Source organism: Flavobacterium sp. TMP13 (assembly GCF_050847115.1).
Taxonomy (GTDB): domain Bacteria; phylum Bacteroidota; class Bacteroidia; order Flavobacteriales; family Flavobacteriaceae; genus Flavobacterium.
Genome location: NZ_CP193656.1, coordinates 2,913,764 through 2,932,923 on the forward strand (window position 1 = coordinate 2,913,764; position 19,160 = coordinate 2,932,923).

Annotated in this window: 12 protein-coding genes; 6 read left to right on the forward strand and 6 right to left on the reverse strand. The window is 35.3% G+C overall.

Annotated features, from left to right (window positions below):
- Window positions 1-286: 286 nt before the first annotated feature.
- From ACRASX_RS12645 to ACRASX_RS12660, 4 genes are all read right to left on the reverse strand, one after another.
- Entirely contained in the window at window positions 287-1,447 is a 1,161-nt protein-coding gene (locus ACRASX_RS12645; RefSeq protein WP_432221485.1) for a glycoside hydrolase 100 family protein, read from the reverse strand.
- 12 nt (window positions 1,448-1,459) lie between these two features.
- Window positions 1,460-2,602, reverse strand: a complete 1,143-nt coding sequence (locus tag ACRASX_RS12650) for a glycosyltransferase family 4 protein (protein ID WP_432221486.1) — start codon at window positions 2,600-2,602, stop codon at window positions 1,460-1,462.
- A complete protein-coding gene (locus tag ACRASX_RS12655) occupies window positions 2,599-3,231 on the reverse strand; it encodes a PIG-L deacetylase family protein (RefSeq protein WP_432221487.1) in 633 nt (210 codons plus the stop codon). The genes ACRASX_RS12650 and ACRASX_RS12655 overlap by 4 nt, the downstream gene beginning before the upstream one ends.
- A gap of 143 nt (window positions 3,232-3,374) precedes the next feature.
- Entirely contained in the window at window positions 3,375-5,897 is a 2,523-nt protein-coding gene (locus tag ACRASX_RS12660; protein WP_432221488.1) for a cation-translocating P-type ATPase, read from the reverse strand.
- 179 nt (window positions 5,898-6,076) lie between these two features.
- On the opposite strand from ACRASX_RS12660, the gene ACRASX_RS12665 reads away from it, so the two are divergent.
- Window positions 6,077-6,682 carry a 2,3-bisphosphoglycerate-dependent phosphoglycerate mutase gene (locus tag ACRASX_RS12665; protein ID WP_432221490.1) on the forward strand — a complete coding sequence of 202 codons (606 nt, stop codon included), beginning with the start codon at window positions 6,077-6,079 and terminating at the stop codon, window positions 6,680-6,682.
- Window positions 6,683-6,780: 98 nt separating this feature from the next.
- Here ACRASX_RS12665 and ACRASX_RS12670 read toward each other — a convergent pair whose 3' ends face one another.
- Together ACRASX_RS12670 and ACRASX_RS12675 are read right to left on the reverse strand one after the other, a co-directional pair.
- Window positions 6,781-10,155: a CheR family methyltransferase gene (locus ACRASX_RS12670; protein ID WP_432221491.1), complete on the reverse strand. Its 3,375-nt coding sequence runs from the start codon at window positions 10,153-10,155 to the stop codon at window positions 6,781-6,783.
- A gap of 70 nt (window positions 10,156-10,225) precedes the next feature.
- The gene (locus ACRASX_RS12675) at window positions 10,226-10,678 is read right to left on the reverse strand and encodes a response regulator (RefSeq protein ID WP_066309461.1); all 453 of its coding nucleotides are present in this window, start codon (window positions 10,676-10,678) and stop codon (window positions 10,226-10,228) included.
- Between the two features lie 593 nt (window positions 10,679-11,271).
- Here ACRASX_RS12675 and ACRASX_RS12680 point away from each other — a divergent pair.
- The 5 genes from ACRASX_RS12680 (at window position 11,272) to ACRASX_RS12700 (ending at window position 18,827) form a co-directional block, all read left to right on the forward strand.
- Entirely contained in the window at window positions 11,272-11,646 is a 375-nt protein-coding gene (locus tag ACRASX_RS12680; protein WP_432221492.1) for a hypothetical protein, read from the forward strand.
- 682 nt (window positions 11,647-12,328) lie between these two features.
- The gene (locus ACRASX_RS12685; RefSeq protein ID WP_432221493.1) at window positions 12,329-15,502 is read left to right on the forward strand and encodes a SusC/RagA family TonB-linked outer membrane protein; all 3,174 of its coding nucleotides are present in this window, start codon (window positions 12,329-12,331) and stop codon (window positions 15,500-15,502) included.
- Between the two features lie 12 nt (window positions 15,503-15,514).
- A complete protein-coding gene (locus ACRASX_RS12690; RefSeq protein ID WP_432221494.1) occupies window positions 15,515-17,110 on the forward strand; it encodes a RagB/SusD family nutrient uptake outer membrane protein in 1,596 nt (531 codons plus the stop codon).
- Window positions 17,111-17,368: 258 nt separating this feature from the next.
- Window positions 17,369-17,935, forward strand: a complete 567-nt coding sequence (locus ACRASX_RS12695; RefSeq protein ID WP_082706616.1) for a hypothetical protein — start codon at window positions 17,369-17,371, stop codon at window positions 17,933-17,935.
- Window positions 17,936-18,449: 514 nt separating this feature from the next.
- Window positions 18,450-18,827 (forward strand): GreA/GreB family elongation factor, encoded by a 378-nt coding sequence (locus ACRASX_RS12700; protein WP_066309613.1) that lies wholly within the window; start codon window positions 18,450-18,452, stop codon window positions 18,825-18,827.
- The last annotated feature ends 333 nt before the right edge of the window (window positions 18,828-19,160 follow it).

Sequence of the window (19,160 nt, forward strand, 5' to 3'; positions counted from 1 at the left end):
GCGATCATTGCAGCAATTTGCATTGATCGAAATACTAACGGACGTAGTATTTTTGAAAATAAATATTGTCTTTTTACCTGCGAAAATTGCTTCAGCCATTATGTGACTTTATATTACTTCCTACTTATCAGTTGTTGCTTACCGATTCGAGAGGCATTATAATACCTGAGTTTGCTGTTATGTTTTTTTTGTATTGATGCGTCAAGCCATTTAGAAATAAAAAATAAATATCTGATAAAAGAAGCAGATTAATTTATTTCTCAAGATAATCAAATTACTGATGAACTTAAAAATCGAAAAAATGCGGTTTTTTATCTGCTACGCATTGCGCAGCGTACAAGTACATTGCAGCCGACCACGTTTGCCAATCCTGTCCCATAGGCATTGCATCTTGTGCCTTGTACCACTCGTTAAAACCATATTCTAACTCTTTATTGTGCGAAATTTTTACCAGATTGGTTAGTGTATCCAATTTCTCTCTAGCCAACTTATGCTTTCCTGCGGCCGTCAGTGCAGCAATTTGAAAACCAGAAACAAAAGGCCAAATACCGCCGTTATGATAATCTCCCGGTTTATTGAAGGTTTCGTATCTTGGCAACCAATCCGAATCTTCAGGTAATATAAACGGAAATAGATTGGGAGCAATAGGTAATGCTAGGTCTCCATTCTCCATCATTTTATGGCATTGGTCTTCAATCCAAGCGATCATATGTTCGGCTCGATCGGGAGCAGCTAGTCCAGATAGTATTGCAATACTATTTCCCAAAAGATCAAAGCGTTCGCTGCTGTATATTTTATACGACCATAAAGCATAATACGGTTTTTTTTTCACCACCATTCCTTCATGTAAATGGGTGTCGTTAGAGTTGCTTGTAATTGTAAAATGCTGCATTGCGCTTTGTAGTTTTTGCGCACGCTCATCATAACCAAGCATTTTTAAATAACTGTAAGTTAGTGTGTTTACAAAAAGTCCGAATCCGAGAACCCATTGCTCGTCTCGCCAATCACTGGTAGGCAACTGGGCGATTAGGTATTCATCAGAAGGACTTTGGTATTCCATCCACTTAAGCGCTTTTTGAACTGCTTCTTCTAGAAAATCGGCTCTGCCAGTATACTTTCTAAAAATACCAACGGCGAGTAGAAAAAGTGGTGTGGTGTCGCTCGCGCCTCGGTTGCCACTATCATGAACAAACGAAGGTATGTGTCCTCTTTCAGATTGATTTTTAGAAAGGATTTGCAATGTTTTTTCCATAGCGACAGTCAACTTTTCATTTCCAGAAACAGCTATACCTAATATCGAAATCATTAAATCTCGAGTGTAGGGTTCGGGATAGCCCCATGCGGCCGTTCTTGGCAGACCGTGAAACGGACCTTTTGCATTGTGCAAGAGTACTTCTAAAGCGGCATTTTTTGCTTTGTCAATTTCTTGCCAGTTTCTATTATCCATAATTTCTTGACTTTAATATATTCCTAAGCGTTCATTAATGATGCGTACAAATTGTGCTGCCACAACTCTATAATCAAAATGCTCTATCACTCTCTTTCTTGCTGCTTTTCCCATTTTATTTCGTAATTCTTCGCTACTCATCAGTTGTACTAAAGCCTCTTTTATATCGGTCACATCGGCACGATAATCTACGGTTCTCGGTTTTTCAAATACAATTCTTCTATTCTCTTCGTATCCAGATTCGGTACCAAGCGTCACTTCATTAACCACTATTTTTTGTCCTATTCCTGCCAAAAGAGACGTTTCTCCTTGCACTAAGGTGTCTAACATTCCCATCGCGTTGATACCAATAACGGGCTTTTCGCAAGCGCCAGCTTCTACCTGTGGCATTCCAAAACCTTCAAGCCTGGATGGGGCAGCATAAATGTCACAAGCATTAATTAAATACGGTACAAAATCTCTTGAGATTATACTAGTTTGAAAAGCAACTTTCCGACTGATCCCTAATTGCTCAGCGAGCTTTAAGTCGAGATTATTTTGCAATGATGTTCTAGGCTGTGGCCAAACTTTGCAAATGTATTTCCAGGGCGGTAACTCCTTGCCCGCCAAAGCAAGTGCTTCCATTACTTCTCTTGCTCCTTTACTAGCGGCGTCTCCACCAATAGTCAAAATCATTAGTTCCTCTGCGCTAATTCCCAATGCCTTTCGTACCGCTAGTATTTTTTCATCGTTTTTTGCAAAAGGTTTAAAACTATCGGTATCACAACCTACAGGCAATACTTCAATATTGTCTGCGCTAATACCATCTCGAACATACATTTCTTTTACCCAATGCGAGGTAACCAAGATAAGAGGGAGGTCGTTTAGTACTTTTTGGTAGTTGGCAATATATCCATCGGCTACAAGCCAAGGGATACCGCGCATGCCAAACTTTTGCGGATGCAATACCAGTTGAGGTGTGTTTCCCCAATAACCCGTACCCACAACAACGTCTGGTTTAAACCAGTTGTAGTACCATTCTTTTTCCATGGCCGATTCAATGTGTGCTGCATGCGCATCTACGCCGTTGGCTAATAAACCTTTGTAGAGCAGATCACCTTGAGTAGCTAGTCCACCTGGAGTTGGCGGATAATCGTATAGCACTAAAACCTTCATATGTTTAATTTTTCGTCAAGCCATGTAACGGCCTGCTGTTTGTTCGTTAATCTCCAAAAAGCTTCAATTTTAGGGGTTACTCGTGCTTCCCAGCTGTCTGTAGCAAATTCGTAGATTGTAGTAATGAGCTGATATTTTCTCAGCCATAGATTCTCCGGAAGTATAAAATAGAGATCTGCGGAAGTAATGGCTTTTGGATAACATTTTTTGTTATCGTCTTCGTAAGCAAATAGCAAAAGTTCCGTAGCTGTTATTTTATTTTGTATCCAAAGATCTAGCACGGCTTTGCTCACCTCTTCGTGACGTAAATGTCTGGTATATTCGCCTGCAGGACTGTGAGTTATTATTAAGTCGAAGTGGAGGAGAGGCAATAAATTTAGCAATAATTGCTGTACGTTTTCTTTTTTTTGCGGTTTTTGATCAGGACCATCGTCCAAATTTCCCATAAGCCCGTTGGCATTTAAAGCCTCTACTGTTTTGTAAAACTTAGGTGCTCTATCGAGATCATGCTTACGGCATAAGGATACAATTATACATTTCCACTGGGGATTGTCCAATACAATTCCTGCAGCCCATAAAGTTTCATCGTCGGGGTGTGCTACTATAATAGCGACAATTTTCTTATTCATACTTTTTAGTAGAAAGGTTATTGCCAATTTACTATTTAGTTTACTGAATTATAATGATGTAGGTTATTTAAAAATGTGATGAGAATCACGTTTCAGAAAACATGTATAGCAAAATTATTAGTGTAAAGACACAAATTTCAACTTTACTGTTCACTTTCAGATTTGCGACGTTTGGCTATTTTAACAAATTCGTACCAAAGAACGCTGACGCAGCCTACACTAATTGGAAGTAACAATTGTTTAAGATCTAATTGTTCGAATCTAAAAAAAGCAGTAATTGGTGGTACATATAATAGTAAAGCGGTCAAGAATACAGTGACCATTATAATGACTAAGACCAAATTATTTTTATACCTCAAAGTAGTTAATATTGAATAATAGAACGAACGATTAATTAATGTTAGCAGAATATTTGCGGTTACCAAAACCAAAAAAACCATCGTTCTCGTGAGGGATTCATTATAGTCTTGTGCAATGGCATACTGATAAACGGCTAAAGTCCCGGCAGTTATTACCACTCCTTGCACTATGCTTGTAGACAATTCTTTCCAACTAAAAAACGAAGTAGTGTACGATCTTGGTTTTAAATTCATTGTGTTTTTTTCCAACGGTTCATTTTCATAAACAATAGAACAAGTAGGAGCCATAATGAGTTCGAGAAAAATAATATGAATAGGAGAGAAGATGTTGGGATACGTCCAGCCCAGAGCAAGTGGTAAAAAAACCGTAAGTATTATTGGAATATGAATTGAAATGATAAATTGAATTGCTTTTTTAAGGTTGGCATAAATTTTTCTTCCCATGGCAATGGCATGGACCATTTTTGAAAGATCATCATCTATTAAGATTAATGAAGCTGCTTGTTTAGCAATTTCAGTTCCTTTTTTGCCCATCGCTATACCAATGTGAGCAGCCTTTAAAGCTGGACCGTCGTTTACGCCGTCGCCCGTCATGGCAACAATTTCATTATTTGATTTTAGTGCATTGATAATTCTGAGTTTCGCTTCGGGAAACATGCGCGTAAATAAATTAATTTCTGAAACTACTTTTTTCAATTCCTCTTCCGACAAGAGCACTAATTCTTTTCCAGACATACTTTTATCATATCCACTAAAACCAATTTGTTTTGCTATAGATGAAGTAGTTTCGGCATTGTCTCCCGTAATAATTTTCACTTCAATTCCTGCCGTGTAAAAATGTTCTAATACGGTACGGATATTTTCTTTGGGAGGGTCGTAGAAAGCCAATAATCCTATAAATTGAAAAAGGAACTCTTGCTGTGTTTTGGGATAAGTGGTTGCTTCAAAATGACTCTCACCAACCGCAAGCACGCGATAACCTTGAGAAGATAAAGTCTTAATGGTATTTTCGATTTCTACCTTTTCATCTGTCGTTACATTAGAAACTGCTATAATGGCTTCGGCCGCACCTTTTGCAGCTATGATTCTGGTACCCAAATTATTTTCGAAAATGTGCGTCATCATCGGCGGAGTACCAGACAGCGGATATTCATGTACCATTTTAAAATTAGAACGTTCGTCTTTTCCTGAAATAGTCATATATTCTTGATGGAGCGCAATTTCCATGGGGTCAAATGGTATTGGTTCGCTCGCCCACATCGATAGTTTAATCAGTTCTTTTTCGTCTGACGTTAGCTTCTCATCTAAAGCCGTTAAATTGGTAATCTGTCTTGATTTTAAAGAGTAAATTTTGGCTAAACTCATTTCGTTCTTGGTAATTGTACCAGTTTTGTCAATACAAATTACCGTCGCACTGCCCAGTGTTTCGACCGTCTTCATCTGCTTTACAATTATCCCTTCTTTCATCATGCGCCAAGCCCCAAGTGCCATAAACGTCGTAAAAGCAATCGGAATTTCTTCCGGTAAAATACTCATTGCCAAAGTAAGTGCTTGTAACAAACTGTCTAAAAGGTTATAGGACATAAAATAATTGATCATCCAGACGATCAAGAATATTATGAAACCTGCAATGGCCATTTTTTTGACAAAATTGCCAATCTGAATTTCTAATGGCGTTTTCTCTTCTTTGATGGCCTCCAAACTTTTACCAATTTTTCCTAATTGGGTTTTTGCTCCAATCTGGGTAACGGTTGCAATTGCCAATCCGCCAACTACATTTGTGCCTTGATAAATCATTTTATCTACGGCTGTTTTGTCTTTACTTACGGCCATAGATTCTCCGGTCAATATCGATTCATTTACCGAAAAATCATTGGAGTGAATTATAATTCCGTCTGCCGAGATAAAAGCACCTTCTTCTACTAATAAACAGTCGCCTAATACAATATCTTCGGTCTTAATTTCAACCACAACACCATTTCTAATGACTTTACAATGTGGTTTTGTAAAGTTTTTTAGTTTTTTTAATGCGTTCCGACTTCTGTTATTTTGAAAAGTTGAAATCAAAGAAATCAGAAGTATCGCTGATGCTAGAAAAATTCCGTCGGCAGTTTTTCCGCTAATAAAGTAAATGGTAGAAGCCACCAACAATAAAATTGTCATGGGTTCCTTAATAATACCGACTATTAGATCAAGGTAGCTATCCTTTTTATAGTCCATTCTATTTGAACCATTTTTTGCCCTAGACGCAATTACTTGGGCATCATTCAATCCGTTAGTTTCCGCATCAAATCCGGTTAGTTGCATTCCTCTAAGTTATCTAAAAGGATTGTAAAAACTCTTTTTTATTTTGTAAGTTTTTAAGTAAAGATGTTTTATTGTAAAAGCGTCAAAAATGACTGCAAACATCTGATTTTGTGATCACGGTCATTTTTTATAATAGTTTTTATTCTTACCTTTTCTACTATTCGTTAATTTAAAAAATTATGTCAATTTTAATCGTGGTTCGCCACGGACAATCTGTTTACAATTTAGAAAATCGTTTTACAGGAAATCTCGATATCGAATTGACTTCGTTGGGTAGAGAAGAAGCACGAAAAAGCGGCGTGAAATTAAAAGGCTATCATTTTGATATGGCCTTCACTTCTAAACTAAAAAGAGCTTGTGAAAGTTTGACTATTATTCTAAAAGTAATAAACCAAAGTGAAATTCCGATTCATGAAAGTAGTGCTTTAAATGAGCGCATGTACGGAAGTTTACAAGGTCTAAACAAGGCAGAAACCGCAGTAAAATACGGAGCTGATCAAGTTGAGGTTTGGAGAAGAAGCTACGACATTTGTCCGCCAGAAGGCGAAAGTTTAGCAGCAACTTTTAAAAGAGCGGTTCACTATTATAAAACAGAAATCGAGCCTTTGCTGCGAGCGGATAAAAATGTTTTAATTGTAGCGCACGGTAATAGTCTAAGAGCGCTAATGATGTATTTAGAACATATAAGTCCTGCAGATATTGCCCAGGTTACTATTCCGACAGGAATCACTAAAATTTATGTTTTAGATAAGCACGTAAAGATTCTTGAAACTAAATACTTATAGTACAGAATACTCTTAATTTTATTCAAATTAGTGTGCTCCATAAATTTAAAGCTATGAATAGAAAAGCATTAATTTGCTATTCATAGCTTCACATAACCTTAAAAAGAATTAACGGGTAAGATGACATGAAATTCGGCACCACTATTTTCTTGCGATTTAGAAAAAATAAGACCTTTATGGTTTTCTACAATTTTTTTACCAATAGTTAAACCAATTCCAGTTCCAGAATACACGTCGTTGTTATGTAGTCGTTGAAAAATGGTAAAAATTTTACTTTCATAAATTTGGTTAAAACCAATTCCATTGTCTTTTATTATAATTTCATAATACGTTAAATTTATATTTAATGTAGCATGTTTTTTTACTTGATTGAGAGTCATTTTGCGCGAACTGATCTGTAGTTTTGGCATTGATCCGTCATTTTTATGAAACTTTAGCGCATTGCTTATTAAATTATAAAATAGCTGATTCATTTGTAAGGGAACCGCCTGAATAATGGGCAATTTTCCTAATTTAATTTCAGGTTTATTTTCGTCGATAAGCAATTCAAAATCAACCAAAATGTTATTAATAATTACATTTAAATCAGTGCTTTCTACTTTTCTCTCAGTGTTATTCAGATAAGAGTACGCAAGCAAATCTCTAATTAACGTATTCATTCGGGTAGATGATTTACTAATTTTTTCAAGTAAAACCAAGGCTTCGGCAGAAATATTTTCTTGCATACCTAAAAGTCTGCTAATGAACATTAATATTTTTCGCAACGGCTCTTGCAAGTCATGACTGGCAACATAAGCGTATTCTTGCAGCTGAAGATTTGCAGTGTATAAATTTTTCACTGTACTTTCTAATTCGGTATTCGAGGTTAGTAAATCTTTGGTGCGTTCTTGGACTTTACTTTCAAAACCATCAGATAAAACTTGAAGTCTTTTTTCGATAATGCGACGTTCGGTAATGTCTTCGATAGCAAGCAAAATGAGCTGTTCTTTACTAGTTTCATTCGTAACCTGTCGGGCATTTAGCAGCATAATACTTTCGCCGTAAGGCATCAGATTAACTGAAATTTGATAGTCGTCGAGCTGCGTTTTCTCTGGCAGTACTTTTTCAAGCATGGCGCGCATCGAATTATTGTCAAAAAGATGATTTTGAATTTCATAAATCAATTTTCCAGCTGCTTCGTCTTTAGCAATATTATATTTTTTAGCAAAAGCTCTGTTTACATTCTTTATTCTTAAATTAGTATCTAGTACCACAATTGGCTCTCTAAGAGTCGCCACGATTGCTTCGGTATAATTTTTAGAAATATTAATTTCTTGCTGTTTTGTTAAAAGTTCCTGATTGATTTGCAAAAGCTCTTCGTTGGTCGATTGCAGCTCTTCTTTTGAAGTTTCTAATTCTTCGTTTAGACTTTGAAGTTCTTCGCTACCACTTAGTAATTCCTCATTTGCACTTTGCAACTCTTCGTTGGATGCATCTTGTTCTTCGTTTATGGCATTGACGTCAACATGAATTTTTGCTAATTCTCTTTCTAGCTGGGTAACTCGCTTTAAATTGATATTGTCTCGAACTTCTTCAGCCGAAAGATCGCTTTCAGAAACATCTATTTTTTTTAAGATCGTTTGATAAAATACTATTAAAAAATGGGGTTGGACGGTGTTTAATAAAGGTTGTATTTCGATGGTTACTTCACTTACAATTCCTTTTTTTACAATCTGAATTCCGTCTTTTACAATGAGTAATCCCGTTTCCTTGGCCTTATGGTACGCGTTACGCAGTTCAAAAGCCAACCCATTGCGAGCCATTTTTAGCAAATTAAAGGTAGGTTTACCAGTTGCGAGTTCGATAAATTCGGCAATCGTTCCGTTAATATGCACAATATCCATTTGCTCGTTTACGATTACACTTGCTGGCGTATATCTCGAAAGAAGAACTGCTTCGGCACTTATTCTAAAATCGTCTTTGCTGCTTTCTTGTCGTGCTATAGCATCTTTTGGAGTGGTAGATGTGGCGTTATTGGTCATTGCGGAATGTACAAATCTGCCAGAAATTTGTTTGCGCGTATACACTTTGCCTGCTTTGTCAAACGGTTGAAAAAGATCGCCTGCAGGCACATTTGTTTCTGATTTTCCTAATAGTAAAAAGCCGTTTTCTTTTAATGCATAATGAAAAGTGGTAAGCGATTTTTTTTGCAGAAACGAATCCATATATATAAATACATTTCTACAAGAAATTAAATCCATTTTGGCAAAAGGTGGATCGATTAAAAAATTATGAACTGCAAAAACGCACATATTCCTAATTCTAGTTTTAATTTTATAACCATTAGTGTTGGAGGTAAAATATTTGGCCAATAAAGCTTTTGGAACATTCTTAAGTTGCGATTTTCGGTAAAAACCAATTCTTGCTTTCGCAATAGCTAGTTCAGAAATATCAGAGGCAAAAATTTGAATTTCTTTCCCATCCAAATTTTCTCCCAAATAATCATGAAGCAAAATAGCTAAGGTATACGCTTCCTCTCCAGTAGAACATCCCGCTATCCAAAAACGTATTGTATTTTCTTCGCTCGCTTTTGTGCAAATTAGGGGCAATACTTTTTCTCGAATAGTTTGAAATATTTTTACATCTCTAAAAAATTCCGTTACTGGAATGAGCATGTCGTTGAACAAATCTTCAGTTGCCAGTTTATCTCCTTGCAGAATTCGTAGATAATCTTTTAACGTTATAATTTTATTTAAGGCCATCCTTCTGGCAATACGGCGGCGTATCGTAGTTTGTTTATAAGAGGTAAAATCTACTCCGCTATGGTGACGTAAAACCTTAATTATTTCCTGAAATAAGATTTCTTCACTGGCATTGTTCTGGGTATTAATTGCTTCTTTAACTTTAAAAAGCTCAATAAGTTTTGCTACAATTTTTTCAGGTGGAAATACATAATCAACAACTCCCGCATTAATTGCATTTTGTGGCATTTCAGTAAAAGACGCATTGGAATCTTGTGCAAAAGTAGTTCCGCCATGTTTTTTAATAACTTCTAGACCAATTGTTCCATCAGATCCAGTGCCCGATAGTAAAACGCCATACGCAAGGTCAAGATGAACTTCGGCAAGCGAGCTAAAGAATATATCTATAGCTTGATTTCTGGTGTTTTTTAATCGCGGGTCTAATTTTAAAACACCGTCAAAAGAGGTAAGAATTTTATTTTCGGGAATTACATAAATGTTATTGGGTGCCAGATGAATGTCATCGGTAATTTCATTAATTGGAATTTTGGCAACGCGCGACAGCAGTTCTGTAAGCATACTGTCGTGCTGCGGATGCAGGTGCTGCACAAAAACATAAGCCATGCCAGAATCAGCGGGAATTGCATCAATAAATTGTGTAAAAGCTTCTAGACCTCCTGCCGAAGCACCAATACCAATTATTGGAAAGTCTTGGCGCGATGCCAGAGGTAACTTGTTTTGCGTTGTCTGCATGATTTCTATTGTTAATTCAATTTAGGTAATAAGAAGTATAAATCAGTGCCACAAATACAATTCTCTTAATTTAAAGCTTGATGATAAAAGATTTGATTTCTGAAGATTTTACTTGTTCTTCCCAATCCATACTGATTACTTTTTTTAATAATTTTTTTAAATCATCAAATCCGTCTGGTTTTACAATGTAAGCGTTCGCTCCTAATCCAAATGTAAGCTTGATACAGTCTTCGGATGTCGATGTGGAATAAATAGCTATCACTGGAATATCTTTGAAGTTAGAGTTGTCTCTAATTTTTTCTAACGTTTCAAAACCCGAAAGAATAGGCATATTTAGATCTAAAAAAATAATGTCTGGAGTTTCACAATTTTCGTCGTTCAAGCGACTAATTAACTCAACACCATTTTTACAATATTCAATAGGATAATTAAGATCGAAATCTTCTGTTGCTTCAGCAAAAAAGTAACGGTCATCTTCATCATCATCAGTAAGTATAATTCTTAAATTTTTTTTAGTAGGCATGGGCTGAATTAATTTAATCAAATGTAGTGTTTAAATATATTGTAAGAATTTATTTGGAGGCATTTGATTCGTATTTTATCCATAAATCGTGATCAATATTAGATAAGTACTATGGAAAAGCCACTTTCAGTAGTTTGTATGAACTTACTTTTTTTATAGATATTAAGATTTAGTAATCGTTTAACTACTTTTTAATGAAGCAAATTATATAATCTTAAATTATAATTGTGTAACCAGAAAATAAGAAAAAAATTTAAACTTTAGAGCTTTAACAAATCTTAGGCAACGTTATGATGAAGGTGCTTTCATTAACAAGACCTATTTACTTTTTGATAAAGAATTAAAGGTACAAACGCTACAGAAAAGTAATTGCTGTAAAAACATCAAAATGCTAAACGAACTAGGCTACTCAGAGTCTATCTAAAAAATGCCATACGTGGCAGTACATTTTCAAAAAATCTATTATATTATTCATATTATCAATGGAATATGGTTTGAATTGCTGGAAAAAGTCCAATACTGTTTTTTAGAAGCCACTAAAATAGGACTTTCCAAAAAGCCAGAAGTTTTAGAACGAATTAAATACAACAATAATGGAAACACACAAAAATTTAGGAATATGGATGGATCATGTTGCAGCCGATCTTATTGATATAAGCAGCGGAACAAACGACCACATTATAGTATCCGATTTTACTTTTGAGCACAAGGATGAAGCTTTAAATAAGAGCGAAAAAATCATGCACAATAAGCAAAGACAAATGCAAGAGCAGTATTATAAAAAAATTGCAGATGTAGTGTTAAAGTATCAACACATACTTTTATTCGGACCCACAGATGCAAAAATAGAATTACATAATTATTTGAAGTCTGATGTGCATTTTAAGGATATTAAAATGGATGTAAAAGAAACGGATAAAATGACTGATCCTGAAAAAGAAGCTTACGTAAAAAATCATTTTAAATAATTTGTCGCGCACTGCTCGCAGATTTATTAACACTCGTTAGCACTAAAAAAACCTCCAGACTCATTTGCCTTTGGAGGTTTTTTTATGCGTACTTATCAACGAATATAACCGTTCTTAAATTTGAAAATAATTCGATCTAAATAAGGATGAATTTTATCAACTTAATACTGTTAAATTTAGAACGAGTGTAAGAACAACAGTTAAGCAATTTACAGTTAATTTAAAAATACAGTTTAGCCTACTTTTTACTTTATTCTTTTAAAGCAACGTACTAAATTGATATTCAGTATGTAATGATTTGTTCTGTATTTTATTATAGATCTATAAATTTTAAATTCCTTTTACCAACGATAAAAAGGATTTAAAATTATTTGAATAATAGTGCAAAATTTAGCAGAATAAAAGTACTCTCTCTATTTTTATGTGCTCGAAAACAAATTAAATATGTGTTCGTGCACATTTTCATTGCATTTTCTTTGTTTTTTAAAATTAAATTTATAGTTTAGTAAAGAATTAAGAAATTACATCTGTAAGTTATGTTAAATGGATTTTGTTTCTAGTCTATTTTTATAGAAGAAAATACTTTCAAAAACTACAATTGCCTCAATTATCAATGAGCAATTAATTTAAGAATAATACAAACTAAATAACACTTTTTATTAACTACTAACCAAACGAACTTATGAAACAAAGTTTATACTCGCTAGAGTTTAAAATGTTTAATGATAAGAACAGATTGCTTCCGCGAATTTTAAAAAGTTCAACGATGCTAGGCGTTGTATTCTGTTCTTTATCTGCTTTTGCAAACACAGACGGCTTTGACCCTGCTTCTTTAAGAGGTGCAACTAACAAAATCTATTACAATTTTAATCTGCAACAAAATCAAGTAAAAGGTACGGTTACCGATAGCAATGGTGCGCCAATACCAGGAGCGAATATTTTAGAAAAAGGTACTACAAATGGCGTGCAAACTGATTTTGATGGAAACTTTGTTCTTTCGGTAAGCAACAATAATGCTGTTTTGGTAGTCTCTTATGTTGGCTTTACGAGCAAAGAAATTTCTGTTAACGGACAAACATCCATAAACGTGCAGCTGCAAGAAGATGCTGCTCGATTAGAGGAAGTAGTTGTTGTAGGATTTGGGGTTCAGAAAAAAGTAAACCTTACAGGATCTGTTGCTACAGTTAGTGGTGAAATGCTCGAAAGCAGACCAATAACGAGTGTATCTGCGGGACTTTCGGGTTTGTTGCCAGGTGTAGCGGTAAATCAATCTTCGGGTCAACCTGGATCTGATGGCGGATCCATTAGAATTCGTGGTACAGGCACCTTAAATCAAGCTTCGCCAATGGTATTGATCGATGGGGTAGAAGGATCATTAAACGATGTACAAGCAAACGATATTGCTAGTATTTCTGTTCTTAAAGATGCTGCATCGGCTGCAATTTACGGTTCGAAAGCGGCTAATGGAGTCATTTTAATTACAACCAAATCAGGTAAGTCTGGCGAACCTGTGGTTAGCATTACCAGCGATGTAGGCTGGCAATCGCCGACAACGTTGCCTGAATATCTAGGGTCTTATGACTATGCAACTTTGTATAATGAAGCATTAGGGAACATGGGTAAAGCACCAAAGTTTACCGCCAATGATTTAGAGCTGTTTCGTAACGGTTCTGATCCTTATGGACATCCGGATACAGATTGGCAAGATTTGCTTTATCAAGGTTCGGGATTTGTAATGACAAATAATGTTGGTATTTCTGGAGGATCAGAGACTACTAAATATAGAGGTTCTGTGAATCATCAAAAACAGGATGGAATTATTAAGCATACGGGGAAAAATGAGTACAACGGCCGATTGAATCTTACGGTTACTCCTCGTAAATGGTTAACTACCAACATGAACTTATCGTATACGCAAATGGATCGCATTGCTCCAAACAATGCGTACACAGGAGGGGGAGACGAGCACGACGGTTTGGATCAAATTATCAGACAAACTAACAGAATTGCGCCATGGATTCCATACAAAAATGAAGACGGCACATATGGAACAATCTCAGATGGTAACCCAATCGCATGGTTGGATATGGGACCTCAAATTAATTACCAACGTAAAACATTTGTAGGAATTGGTTCGGTACAAGTTGATTTGTTTAAAGGATTTAATGTAAAAGCCTTGGTTTCGCACAGAAATATCCAAGAAGGCTTTTCAGAAATGAATAAAGAAATTCAATACAATGCGTCAAAATACCAAGGTCCTACAAAATTAACCGAAGATTTAAGATCAAGTACACGTAATACATTTGATTTAACGGCAAATTACTTCAATACCTTCAATGAGGTTCACAATGTATCTGCTTTAGCAGGCTATCATACTGAAGCTTATGACTATAAAAAAACGACAGCGTATCGCGAAAATTTCCCAAGTACAGAACTTCCTAATTTAGATGCGGGATCTACGAACGGAATGAAAAACACTGGATTTACAAGAGAACTAAATATGGTTTCTTGGTTCGGACGTATTAATTACGATTACATGGGCCGTTATTTGTTTGAAGCTAATTTAAGATCAGATGCTTCGTCTCGTTTTGCAAAAGAAAACAGAGTAGGTACGTTCCCGTCGTTTTCAGCAGGATGGCGTATCTCTGAAGAGGCGTTCTTTGAAGGTGCTAAAAATTCGGTAAATGATTTGAAAGTTAGAGTTTCATGGGGACAATTGGGTAACCAAGATGCATTATCAAATGATGGTCAAGATTCTTATTATCCTACTATTCCAACTTTAGGACTCGGTCAAGATTATCCGTTTAATAGCATCATAAATTCTGGAGCAGCGATTGTAAATGCTAAAAATGGAGCATTAATTTGGGAAAAAACAACAAGTTATGGTGTCGGTTTAGATGCTAGATTTTTCCGCAAGTTAGATTTAACTGTTGACTGGTATAAAAAAAGTACCGAAGGTATTATCATGCAAGTACCAGCGCCCAATGAGTTTGCTTTAGAGAAATTCTACGACAACGTTGGTAAACTAGATAATCAAGGTATTGAAGTGAGTCTTAATTATTCAGATAAATTTGGCGAAGTAGATTTTGGCTTTGGTGGAAATATCGCATATAATAAAAATGAATTAGTAGAACTTGCAGGAACAGACATGATTATTGCTGGGCGTAAAATTCGTCAATTAGGACAATCTGTTGACTCTTGGTACGGTTATAAAACAGATGGTTTGCATCAAAGTCAAGCTGATATTGATGCGTATCCGACCAACACATTATATGGCAATCAAATTAAACCAGGAGATTTACGTTATGTAGATTCAAACGGTGACGGTAAAGTTGATGCTGATGATCGAGTTTTATTAGGCAATTCAATACCTTCTTTAAATTTCGGTTTTAATTTAACGGCTGGCTATAAAAACTTTGACTTCATGGCTCTTTTTCAAGGTGCAACGGGAGGTTATGGATATATGGATTTTGATGCAGTGGGTGCGGTAAATGGAGACGGTCAGAAACCATCAGCATTATGGATGAATCGTTGGACTCCAGAAAATCCAAATACAAGTGTGCCAAGGCTTATTGACAACAATTATGGTCCAAGTATGCCACAGAATTCAACAACAAGCTACTGGTTAAGAAGTACCGATTATTTGAGAATGAAAAATCTGCAAATTGGATACAATGTTCCATCAGAAATATTAAGTAACTGGAAAATTGCGCGCCTTAGAGTGTACTATAGTGCCGATAATTTATTTACCGTTACAGATTATTTAAAAGGATGGGATCCAGAAGCTCCTTCGGGACGTGGTAGCGGTTATCCAGTTGTAATGACAAATTCAATCGGACTTAATTTAACTTTTTAATTTACATAAAAGATGAAAAAATTAATATACTTATTAGCAATAGTTTTTATATTCAGCGCTTGCAGTGAGTCTTTTTTAGAAACAGCACCAGACGATGCTCTTTCTCCTTCTACTTTCTGGAAAAGCAAGAAAGATTTAGATTTAGCACTAACAGGATGCTACAGCGGCTTTGAAGATGGAGGTACATTGATGTACCGTGATTGTGGTTCAGACAATGGTTATAATAATTTTCCGTGGGAAGGATGGACTGCTGTAGGAAATGGTAATTTGTCACCAGCAGATCCCGGAGCTTCTTATTACGGTTTTGGCACAATTAACAGATGTAACGAATTTCTTTTAAATGCTGATAATGCTACTACAGTTCCAGAAGGAGATAGAGCAATTTACAAAGCTCAAGCTCGTTTTATTCGCGCTTATAAGTATTATTCGTTAACTACAAATTATGGTGATGTGCCGTTAATTACAGAAAATTTTTCAACGCCAGAAGATGCGAAAGTTCCAAGAGATTCGCAAGAGGTGATTCGCAAATTTATTGAAGATGAATTGACAGCTGTGATTGCTATTTTACCAGCATCTTATTCGGGAGCAGAATATGGCAAAGCAACAAAAGGAGCGGCTCAAGCACTTTTGATGCGATACTATTTGTATTTTAAAGATTATCCAAAGGCATTAGCGACTGCAAACAGTATTAGCGGGTATTCTTTAAATCCAACATTTACAGGACTTTTTGATCCAGCCAATGAACAAAACAGTGAGATTATCTTATCAGTGCAACAAACAGCCGATTTGTCTGCAATTGATTTTACTCCATTTTTACCAAACGGTATCGGTGGATGGTCCTCTGTTGTGCCAACACAATCTTTAGTTGATGCTTTTGAAATGGCAAACGGAAAGACAATTCAAGAAGCAGAAAGTGCAGGCGAATATGATCCTGCAAATCCATTTGTAAACAGAGATCCACGTTTAAGAGCAACTGTAGTTTATCCAGGCCAAGTTTTTGGAGATAAAATATACCGCTCAGTAGAAGTGGGTAGTAATGATTATTACAACAAAGCGGACAATGCGTCTAAAACAGGTTATAATTTTAAAAAGTACACTTCATTTATGGAGTTAGATTCTGGAGCTCCGTATTGGAATATGGGTAGCGACATCTTTATTTTCCGTTATGCAGAAGTACTGTTAACAATTGCTGAAGCTAAAATCGAATTGGCTCAAATAGATGCAGCACTTTATACTGCTTTAAATACCGTACGTCTTAGAGCAGGAATGCCTGCTGTAGATCAAACAAAGTATGCAGACCAATCCAGTTTAAGAAAACTACTAAGAAACGAGCGCAGAGTAGAATTTGCTATGGAAGGTTTACGTCGAGATGATATTATTCGTTGGAATATCGCGACTGATGTGCTTAATGGTAATTTAATGGGAGCAAAGAGAGGAACTGTTTTGGCGACAACGCAACCAAACGGAGACTACAATGTGTCAATGACCTTGCCAGCCAACTTAATTGAAAGCAGATCATTTGTAGCGCCTAAAAACAATCTTTTGCCTATTCCACAAAATGCGATCGATAAAAATCCAAAACTTTCGCCAAACAATCAAGGCTATTAGGTAGAGGATAAAATAATGGAATTATTAAAGTTAGTTTGGTTTTTATATTGAAACTAAAAGTCCCGTCAAGTCATTTAAAGACTGACGGGATTTTTTTATGGTAATATTTACGATATTCCAACGCCTAATAATTTTAAATTTATCAGTAAAATATATTATTAAATGTAAATTTCAAAAATAGAAGAAAACCGTAAATTTGTTTCTTTCAAAAGCAACTTGAAACGCAATTGATCTCACGAAATCTGAAATCGAAGTTCTATGTATAACTATCAATCTAAAACGAGCATGCAAAAAGATAAAAAAGAAAGAGTACTTATAGTATCTGATTTGTGGGGCAAAGAAAAATCAAATTGGATTAACTTTTACCTTTCAGTTTTAGAAGATCAATTTGACGTTCAGTATTATGACAGTTGTGTTTTAGGCGAAATCGATACCAGTGAGTACGCTAAAGATAAATTGCACGCTCAATTTATTAATGGAGGTATTGACAAAGCAGTCGAAAATCTTTTGCTTCAAGAGAATGAAAACTGCATGGTGCTAGGTTTCAGTATCGGTGGCTGTATTGCTTGGAAAGCGGCTAATTTGGGATTAAAAGTTGAAAGTTTAATAGCTGTATCTTCGACAAGATTGCGATACGAAATTAAAAAGCCAGCGGTAAAAATTAAATTAATTTACGGGCAGGAAGACGCAAATAAGCCAGATGGAAATTGGTTTTCAAACATGCAAATTAGCGCAAATTTTTATCAAAACGAAGATCACGAATTATACAGGAAAAAAGAATGTGCAGATAAAATTTGTAAAACCATTATAGATCACAAATTTTAATTGGACTTATTTATAGGCGCACTTAAATTATCTTTTAGAAAGAAACATTTTAGTAGTTAAAAAGCATTTAGAGCAATGGATAGGTAAAAGTTATCCCTATTAAACGTCAATTGTTAATTCTTTTTTAAAAAAAGCTGCTACAGCAGCTTCTATAGTTAGAATTTGTTAAAAGCTTTTGAAGGTTGTTATATTTTTGTATCTTGTCACTTTATGTAGAAAAACAATGACAATCCATTTATTTTTTCTTGTGAATACCGTTGCGCTAGGTCTTTTATTCTTACTGACCTACTTGCACGACGACTCGTTTTTAAACTGCTCGAAAGACTTTATAAATTAATCCCTGTCAAACCCATGACAGGGAAATCTTCTGATTCCTTTATATACAATTTAAACCGTCAATCGTTTATTGATGCCGATTTTTCATTAAACCTCATTTGCACAAAGGTAATGAGTTTTAATGTGTGGGTATTTTATAAAAAAAGCATCAAAGCAATTGGTACAAAACACAGAAAAAATGGAGCAAGAAATCACATTAACAACAGGAATTTACGACTTAATTAAAGATCATATTAGAAGAAAGAAATCAACTCCAGAGGAGGAAGAAATCTTAAAATTACAGTTAAAAAGAGCCAAACAAGTTAACCGTAAATTACTACCGTTAGATGTTGTAACGGTTGATGCAAAAGTGACAATTAAAGATTTGACAAGTCAAGAAGAGCATGTTCATACATTTGTTGCGCCAGACAAAGCAAAGCAAAGAAACAAAACCGAATCGATTTTAAGTACTATGGGTCTTGCTTTGGTAGGATGTAAAATAGGAGACATCATCAATTGGAGTTTTGACGAAGAGCCAAAGCAGTTCGAAATTATGAACGTAGAAAGACTAGCATAATAAATGCGATAAAAACACAGTATTTCGTTAGCAGAATGCTGATTTTTAATTATCTATTAGGCGTTTGACTCAAAATTTAGTAGATACAAGTAATAGATCAAACCATAATATAAAACCTTCAAAGTCATTGATTTTGAAGGTTTTTTTTGTATCTAGGAGTCATGCAAGCTTGCATTTATTTAGTGTGAATTGTTTACTATTTCAGTATTCAATGCCCTTATGTTAAAAAGTTTTAATGGCTTTCTTTCAAAACAGTTTCAAAAACAAGTAAAACATCCCTGTATGCTTCTTTCAAGTTAACTGCAACATATTGAGCTAATCAAAATTTCGATT

Bases quoted from the DNA above. Each gene is read 5' to 3' on its own strand.
- ACRASX_RS12655 (WP_432221487.1), bottom strand. From the start codon at position 3,231: ATGAATAAGAAAATTGTCGCTATTATAGTAGCACACCCCGACGATGAA.
- ACRASX_RS12680 (WP_432221492.1), top strand. From the start codon at position 11,272: ATGGAAACACACAAAAATTTAGGAATATGGATGGATCATGTTGCAGCC.
- ACRASX_RS12675 (WP_066309461.1), bottom strand. From the start codon at position 10,678: ATGCCTACTAAAAAAAATTTAAGAATTATACTTACTGATGATGATGAA.
- ACRASX_RS12660 (WP_432221488.1), bottom strand. From the start codon at position 5,897: ATGCAACTAACCGGATTTGATGCGGAAACTAACGGATTGAATGATGCC.
- ACRASX_RS12700 (WP_066309613.1), top strand. From the start codon at position 18,450: ATGGAGCAAGAAATCACATTAACAACAGGAATTTACGACTTAATTAAA.
- ACRASX_RS12685 (WP_432221493.1), top strand. From the start codon at position 12,329: ATGAAACAAAGTTTATACTCGCTAGAGTTTAAAATGTTTAATGATAAG.
- ACRASX_RS12695 (WP_082706616.1), top strand. From the start codon at position 17,369: ATGTATAACTATCAATCTAAAACGAGCATGCAAAAAGATAAAAAAGAA.
- ACRASX_RS12645 (WP_432221485.1), bottom strand. From the start codon at position 1,447: ATGGATAATAGAAACTGGCAAGAAATTGACAAAGCAAAAAATGCCGCT.
- ACRASX_RS12670 (WP_432221491.1), bottom strand. From the start codon at position 10,155: ATGCAGACAACGCAAAACAAGTTACCTCTGGCATCGCGCCAAGACTTT.
- ACRASX_RS12650 (WP_432221486.1), bottom strand. From the start codon at position 2,602: ATGAAGGTTTTAGTGCTATACGATTATCCGCCAACTCCAGGTGGACTA.
- ACRASX_RS12690 (WP_432221494.1), top strand. From the start codon at position 15,515: ATGAAAAAATTAATATACTTATTAGCAATAGTTTTTATATTCAGCGCT.
- ACRASX_RS12665 (WP_432221490.1), top strand. From the start codon at position 6,077: ATGTCAATTTTAATCGTGGTTCGCCACGGACAATCTGTTTACAATTTA.